The organism is Stenotrophomonas sp. NPDC077659 (assembly GCF_050268705.1).
In the GTDB taxonomy this organism is placed as follows: Bacteria; Pseudomonadota; Gammaproteobacteria; order Xanthomonadales; family Xanthomonadaceae; genus Stenotrophomonas.
The window spans coordinates 1-6,934 of the sequence record NZ_JBNNHG010000178.1; the positions used below are offsets into that span (position 1 = coordinate 1).

The following is a 6,934-nucleotide window of genomic DNA, read 5'->3' on the forward strand; positions in this document are numbered from 1 at the left end:
CAGATCGGTGAGCACCGCATCGCGGTTCATGATCCCGGTCAGTGGGTCGGTGCGCGCCTGTACGCGCAGGGTTTCCTCGGCCTGCTTGCGTTCGGTGATGTCCTGCACGGTACCGGTAATGCGCGCGGCATCGACATCACCGGTGGAAACCTCGCCGATCATGCGGATCCAGAACGAGTGCCCATCACGGCGCTGGCCCTGCAGTTCCAAGCCGAAACTGCTGCGATGTTCGATGGTGTCGGCCAGTGCCTGCTGCAGGGCAGTGCGGTCGTCAGTGCGCAGGCAGTCAAGCAGGTCGTTCATGTCCCGCAGGTCGTCGGGCTGGCCGAGGATGCGCCGCGCCTCATCGGTCAGGTACAGGCGCCGCAGGCCACGGTCCCATTCCCAGCCACCGATGTGCGCCAGCGACTGCGCCCGCGCGAACAGAGTGTTGTTGCGCTTGAGCTCGGTGATGTCGCTGAACATCGAATAGACATGGTCGGCCTGGTCGCAGCCCGTGCCGAAGACGGGCACGTTGGTGGTGGACAGCCACAGCATCCGCCCGCGTGGGCGGTGGTACAGGCCGATGATGGTGCTGCGGATGACCCGCCCGGCCTGGAAACAGCGGCGGGCCGGCCACTGGGCTTGGGTAAGGGTATTGCCGTGTTCGTCCACGAACAACCACGCCTCGGGGTCGAGCAGGGCGTGGAAGCCGTTGCCGCTGCCATTGCCGTTGATTCCCAGGATGCGGTGCGCGGCCGGGTTGGCCGAGATCACCTGCAGGTCACGGTCGAACAGGATCACGCCCTTGTCGATGGACTCCATCAGCAGACGGTAGCGCGATTCGGCCCGCCAGCGGCCGCTGAGGTCACGCGCCACGGCGACGATGCAGCGCTGGCCACGGTCCTGGAAGCCGGCCGAGTGGACCTCCACCGGGAAGCGGCTGCCGTCGCCGCGCATGTTGGTCACTTCGATGACGTAGGTGTCGCCGCGGTTGAGCGCTTCCCACACCGGCTCCAGGTGGTCGCTGGGCAGGTCGGGATTGAGCAGTTCGATGGGCTGGCCGACGATGGCCTCGCGCGGCCGGTCGTAGGCGTGGACGCCGGCGCGGTTGACGTCCAGCACCACGCCATCGGCGCTGAGGATGCTGACCGGATCGGGTACCGCATCGAACAGGGCGGCGTATCGTTCCTGCGCCTCGCCCATGCGCAGGCGGGCATCGATCAGCGCTTCCATCGCCTGGCGCAGCAGCCGGGCCTGCGCGGCGGGCGGCGCACCGGCCAGCGCGGCCTGCAGGGCGGCCAGCGCGTCGTCGGTCACGGCGGGTGCTTCACCGTAGGCCGGAACGTCGCGCGGGCCGCCGTCGTTCATGTCGACGCCAGGGCCTGCCCGACCCGGCTTGCGGTGGCGCGACCGAGCAGGCCCGCGAGCCAACGCCCGGTTTCCGCCAGGGCCGGCAGGTCCACGCCGCAGTCCAGGCCCAGGCCCTGCAGCAGGTAGACCACATCCTCACTGGCCACGTTGCCGCTGGCGCCTTTTGCGTAGGGGCAGCCGCCCGCGCCTGACACGGCGCTGTCCACGACGCGCACGCCTTCTTCCAGGCAACTGGCGATGTTGGCGATGGCCTGGCCGTAGGTATCGTGGAAGTGCACGGCCAGGGCGTCCATCGGGATCTCGGCAGCGACCGCCTTCAGCATGGCCCGCGCCCTGTGCGGGGTGCCCACGCCGATGGTGTCGCCCAGCGAGATTTCGTAACAGCCCATGTCGTGCAGGGCGCGGGCCACCCGCACCACGTCGGCCAGCGGCACCTCGCCCTGGTAGGGGCAGCCGAGCACGGTGGAGACGTAGCCGCGCACGCGCACGCCGTCTTCGGCGGCACGACGCAGGACCGGCGCGAAGCGGGCCAGCGACTCGTCGATGCCGGCATTGGTATTGGTGCGGTTGAAGGCCTCGGAGGCCGCAGTGAACACCGCCACTTCCTGCACGCCGACGGCGCGGGCGCGGTCATAGCCCTGCTCGTTGGGCACCAGTACCGGGTAGGCGATGCCGGGGCGGCGGTCGATGCCGGCATAGACCTCGGCCGCATCGGCCAGCTGTGGCACCCAGCGCGGGCTGACGAAGCTGGTGGCCTCGATGGTGCGAAGGCCAGTGGCGGACAGACGGTCGATCAGCGCGATCTTGTCAGCGGTCGCCACCGCCTGCTTTTCATTCTGCAGGCCGTCACGCGGGCCCACTTCGACGATGCGGACGATATCGCTCATCGACGCATCTCCAAGGGCAGAAGAGCGGTGCGGGCAGCAGGGGCGTCAGCGGGTGCGGTCACGGGGAGTCCTGGAAAACGGGGAGCGGCCCGGGTTCAGCCGGGCTGCCAACAGGGATACGCAGGTCAGCCGCCGGAGCGGCCACAATCCTGCGCGGGGATCAGGCCGGGCGGTGGCAGACCGCTTCGATGTTGTTGCCGTCCGGGCAGGTCACGAAGGCGGCGTAGTAGTCCGGGTGGTACCACGGGCGCAGGCCTGGCGCCCCGTTGTCACGGCCCCCGGCGGCCAGCGCGGCGGCGTGGAAGGCGTCGACGTCGGCACGGCTGGCGCATGCGAAGGCCACGTGCACACCGTGGCTGGCGCTGCCGCCATTGCCGATCCAGAAGAACGGCTTGCCGTTGCTGCCGAAGCCGACGTGGTCGTAGCTGCCGGTCTGTTCGGCGGTCACTTCCATCACCAGGGTGATGCCCAGCGGTGACAGTGCCTGCAGGAAGAACGCCTTGCTGCGGGCCAGGTCGCCGCTGCACAGGCCGATGTGGTCAAGCATGTCAGGCCTCCGTGACCCAGTGTGGCGCGCGCTTGTCGAGGAAGGCGCCCAGCCCTTCCTGGCCTTCGGCCGACACCCGCAGGCGCGCGATGAGGGCGGCATTGTCATCGTCCAGCGTGTCACGGTCGCGGCTGTGGCGGACCTGGCGGACCAGACCCTTGGCCGATGCCGAGGCGATAGGGCCGGCCTTGTCCAGCTGGGCCAACTGGCGCTGCACGGCGTCGTCCAGGCGCTCGGGTTCCACCAGTTGGTGGACCAGGCCGATGCGCAGGGCCGTGTCGGCGTCGAAGTGCTCGCCGGTGGCGAACCAGCGCCGGGCCTGGCGGGTGCCGATGGCCTCGATCACATAGGGCGAGATCACCGCCGGCAGCAGGCCCAGGCGGCTCTCGGTCAGGCCGAATCGGGCAGCAGGGGTGGCGATGGCAATGTCACAACAGGCGACCAGGCCCACGCCGCCACCGAACGCCGCGCCGTGCACCCGGGCCAGGGTCGGCCGCGGCAGCTCGTCCAGGGTGCGCATCAGGCGGGCCAGGGCCAGTGCGTCCTCGCGGTTCTCGCTCTCGCTGGCGGCGGCCATGCCGCGCATCCACTGCAGGTCGGCCCCGGCGGAGAAGGACGCGCCATGGCCGGCCAGCACCACCACGCGCACGGTCGGGTCGCGGCCGGCGGCGTCCAGGGCGACGGTCAGCCGGGCGATCAGGCCGGCGTCGAAGGCATTGTGCAGCTCCGGCCGGTTCAGCCAGAGGGTGAGGACGGCGCCATCGCGCTCGATCAGCAAAGCATCGTTCATGGGAATCCGGGGTCACTCCATACCTGTATGGATCATAGCGGGCCATTGGTCATGGGCCATGACGCGGCGCGGGAATGTTAGAATCGAGAACTATTTACATCCAGCTGAGATCTGGTAGATGACGCTGTCCGAACTGCCGCTGCATGCCTCCGCCACGGTCGATTGCGTTCAGGACCTGCACGCCAACGACGCCATTGCCCGTCGCCTGCGCGAACTGGGCTTCGTGAACGGCGAGGAAGTGCGCCTGGTGGCCAAGGGCCCGATCGGCGGTGAACCCCTGCTGGTGCAGGTCGGGTTCACCCGGTTCGCGCTACGCATCAGTGAAGCCAAGCGTGTCGTCATCAACGCCGCCGCAGAGGCCCACGCATGAACGCTGCCGTCAACGCTGCCCCGCTGCGCATCGCGCTGGTCGGCAACCCCAACAGCGGCAAGACCGCCCTGTTCAACCAGTTGACCGGCAGCCGGCAGAAGGTCGCCAACTACACCGGCGTCACCGTCGAACGCAAGGAAGGCCGCCTGCGTGCGCCGTCCGGCCGCGAGTTCGCCGTGCTTGACCTGCCGGGCGCCTACAGCCTGCAGCCGGCCAGTCTGGACGAGGCGATCACCCGTGATCTGTGCCGGGGCTTCTACCCCGGCGAGGCTGCCCCGGACGTGCTGCTGTGCGTGATCGACGCCACCAACCTGCGCCTGCACCTGCGGTTTGCGCTGGAACTGCGCGAGCTGGGCAAGCCGATGGTGATCGCGCTGAACATGGTGGACGCGGCGCAGCGCCGTGGCATCAGGATCGACGTCGCGGCGCTGGAGCGCGGGATCGGCGTGCCGGTGGTGGAAACCGTGGCGGTGCGCAAGCAGGGCGCCAAGGCACTGGTGGATCGCCTGGATGCGATGGTGCCGCACCTGGATGCGCCGCAGCCGGAAGTGGAGGGCGGCATCGATTATCACGGCAAGGTGCGTGACATTCTTGCGTCCGCCGTCACCATGCCGGCGCGCACCGCGAAGATCGACGACACCCTGGACCGTTGGCTGCTGCACCCGGTGTTCGGCCTGGTCACCCTGGTGGTGGTCATGTTCCTGATCTTCCAGGCGGTGTTCGCCTGGGCGACACCGCTGATGGATGGCATCGAGGCCGGCTTCGGCTGGCTGGGCGAAGTGGTGGGTGGCGTGCTTCCGCCCGGGCCACTGACCAGCCTGCTGACCGAAGGCATCATCGCCGGCCTCGGCGGAGTGGTGGTTTTCCTGCCGCAGATCCTGATCCTGTTCGCCTTCATCCTGGCCCTGGAGGAATCCGGCTATCTGCCGCGCGCCGCGTTCCTGCTCGACCGCATGATGGCGGGTGCCGGCCTGTCGGGCCGTTCGTTCATCCCGCTGCTGTCCAGCTTCGCCTGCGCGGTGCCCGGCATCATGGCCACCCGCAGCATCCAGGACCCGCGTGACCGCCTGGCGACCATCCTGGTGGCCCCGCTGATGACCTGTTCGGCAAGGCTGCCCGTATACGCGCTGCTGATCGGCGCGTTCATTCCAGATGCCAAGGTCGGCATCTTCAACCAGCAGGGCCTGGTGCTGTTCGGCCTGTACGTGGCCGGCATCCTGAGTGCACTGGTGATGTCCTGGGTGATGAAGAAGTGGCGCCGCGACAAGAGCGAGCACCCGCTGATGCTGGAGCTGCCGTCCTACCGCCTGCCGCACGTGCGCGATCTGGCCGTGGGCCTGTACGAGCGCGCCATGATCTTCCTGCGCCGGGTTGGCGGCATCATCCTGGCCCTGACCATCCTGCTGTGGGTGCTGCTGACGTTCCCGGGTGCACCGGCCGATGCGACCATGCCGGCCATCGACTACAGCTACGCTGGCCAGATCGGCCATGCGATGACCGCGATATTCGCACCGCTGGGCTTCAACTGGCAGATCTGCATCGCGCTGATTCCCGGTTTGGCGGCACGCGAAGTGGCGGTGTCGTCGCTGGCCACGGTCTACGCACTGTCGGCGGCCGACGACGATGCGGCGATCTCCGCGCTGTCGCCGGTGGTGGCCGATGGCTGGTCGCTGGCTACCGGTCTGGCGCTGATGGTGTGGTTCATCTACGCACCGATGTGCATTTCCACCCTGGCCACCATCAAGCGCGAAACCAATTCGTGGAAGACGATGGGCTTCTCGGCGCTGTACCTGTTCGCGGCCGCCTACGTGGCGGCACTGATCACCTACCAGGTGACTGTGGCGCTGGGCGGTGGCTGATGGATGCCGGCCTGCTGATCCAGTACCTCATCGTCGCGGTAGCCGTGCTGGCCAGTGTGTGGGTGGTGATGAAGAAGCAGTTTCCCGGCATCACGCGCAGGCTGCGCGGTGCGCTGGCGCTGGCCCTGCTGAAGCCGGGCCGGCCTGCGTTGATGCAGGCGCTGGGCCGCAGGATCGCGCCGCCGGGCTCGGGCGGCGGCGGTGGCTGTGGAGGGTGTGACAGCTGCGGACCGACCAAAAAGTAGAGCCGAGCCATGCTCGGCTGCTGTTCGCGGGGGCCTTCATCCACGCATGGCGTGGATCTACCAGGTCCCATCCATGGCGTGGATCTACCCAAATGGCCGCGCTGCCGCTAGCCTGCGTGCATGAACCAGACTCCCCTGCGATTGCTCATCCATGGTGCTTCCGGGCGCATGGGCCAGGCCCTGCTGCGCTTGGCCGCCGAACATCCTGAAACCCTGCAGGTCGTGGCTGCGGTCACTGGCCGTGCGCCGGCCCAGCGCGTGATCGATGGCGTGCCGTACTTCGCCGCCAACGAACTGCCAGGCGCGCCGGCCTTCGACGTGGCGATCGACTTCAGCCTGCCGGAGGGGTTTGACCCGATGCTGGCACTGTGCGTGCAGCGCGGTGCGGGCCTGGTGTCCGGCACCACCGGCATTTCTGCGGTGCAGCGGCAGGCGCTGGACGCCGCCGCTGGTGCGATCCCGCTGGTCTGGGCCTCGAACTTCAGCCTCGGCGTGGCCGTGCTGGACGAACTGGTTGAACGCGCCGCACAGGCGCTGGCCGGTTGGGACTGCGACGTGGTCGAGTCGCACCACACGCGGAAGAAGGATGCGCCGTCTGGCACGGCATTGACCCTGGGTGCGGCCGCACAGCGGGGCGGGGCGGAGCCGCACTACGCAAGCCTGCGTGCCGGCGACATCGTCGGCGAGCACCTGGTGCAGTTCACCGGCCTGGGCGAGCGCATCGAGCTGGTCCACCGGGCGACCAGCCGCGACATCTTCGCCCGCGGTGCGCTGTTTGCCGCCCGCCAGCTGCACGGGCGCGCGCCGGGCAGCTACCGGGTGCGATCTATGCGAAACCGCCGGCATTCCCGCCTTGCTGGACGTGTGCCGCGGGAATCGTGGT

The 6,934-nt window shown here is 68.7% G+C and carries 8 protein-coding genes; 4 read left to right on the top strand and 4 right to left on the bottom strand.

What is annotated here, in order from left to right:
• The 4 genes from ACQKDV_RS17480 to ACQKDV_RS17495 all read right to left on the bottom strand — a co-directional run.
• On the bottom strand, positions 1–1,350 hold a 1,350-nt coding region (locus ACQKDV_RS17480; RefSeq protein WP_427785426.1), incomplete at its 3' end, for a PAS domain S-box protein.
• Positions 1,347–2,240, bottom strand: a complete 894-nt coding sequence (locus tag ACQKDV_RS17485; protein ID WP_427785427.1) for a hydroxymethylglutaryl-CoA lyase — start codon at positions 2,238–2,240, stop codon at positions 1,347–1,349. The genes ACQKDV_RS17480 and ACQKDV_RS17485, both read right to left, overlap by 4 nt.
• Positions 2,241–2,400: 160 nt before the next feature.
• On the bottom strand, positions 2,401–2,787 hold the full coding sequence (locus ACQKDV_RS17490; RefSeq protein ID WP_427785428.1) for a VOC family protein: 387 nt from the start codon (positions 2,785–2,787) through the stop codon (positions 2,401–2,403).
• Position 2,788: 1 nt separating this feature from the next.
• Complete coding sequence (locus tag ACQKDV_RS17495; RefSeq protein ID WP_427785429.1) at positions 2,789–3,577, bottom strand: enoyl-CoA hydratase-related protein; 789 nt, start codon at positions 3,575–3,577, stop codon at positions 2,789–2,791.
• Between the two features lie 118 nt (positions 3,578–3,695).
• Here ACQKDV_RS17495 and ACQKDV_RS17500 point away from each other — a divergent pair, with 118 nt between their 5' ends.
• The 4 genes from ACQKDV_RS17500 to ACQKDV_RS17515 form a co-directional block, all read left to right on the top strand.
• Positions 3,696–3,947, top strand: coding sequence for a FeoA family protein (locus ACQKDV_RS17500; protein WP_427785430.1), 252 nt, complete (start codon positions 3,696–3,698; stop codon positions 3,945–3,947).
• The gene (gene feoB, locus ACQKDV_RS17505; protein WP_427785431.1) at positions 3,944–5,806 is read left to right on the top strand and encodes a ferrous iron transport protein B; all 1,863 of its coding nucleotides are present in this window, start codon (positions 3,944–3,946) and stop codon (positions 5,804–5,806) included. Before ACQKDV_RS17500 ends, feoB begins: the two co-directional genes overlap by 4 nt.
• Complete coding sequence (locus ACQKDV_RS17510) at positions 5,806–6,051, top strand: DUF6587 family protein (RefSeq protein ID WP_427785432.1); 246 nt, start codon at positions 5,806–5,808, stop codon at positions 6,049–6,051. The genes feoB and ACQKDV_RS17510 overlap by 1 nt, the downstream gene beginning before the upstream one ends.
• Positions 6,052–6,219: 168 nt before the next feature.
• The coding region (locus tag ACQKDV_RS17515) for a 4-hydroxy-tetrahydrodipicolinate reductase (protein ID WP_427785433.1) at positions 6,220–6,934 on the top strand (715 nt) is incomplete at its 3' end.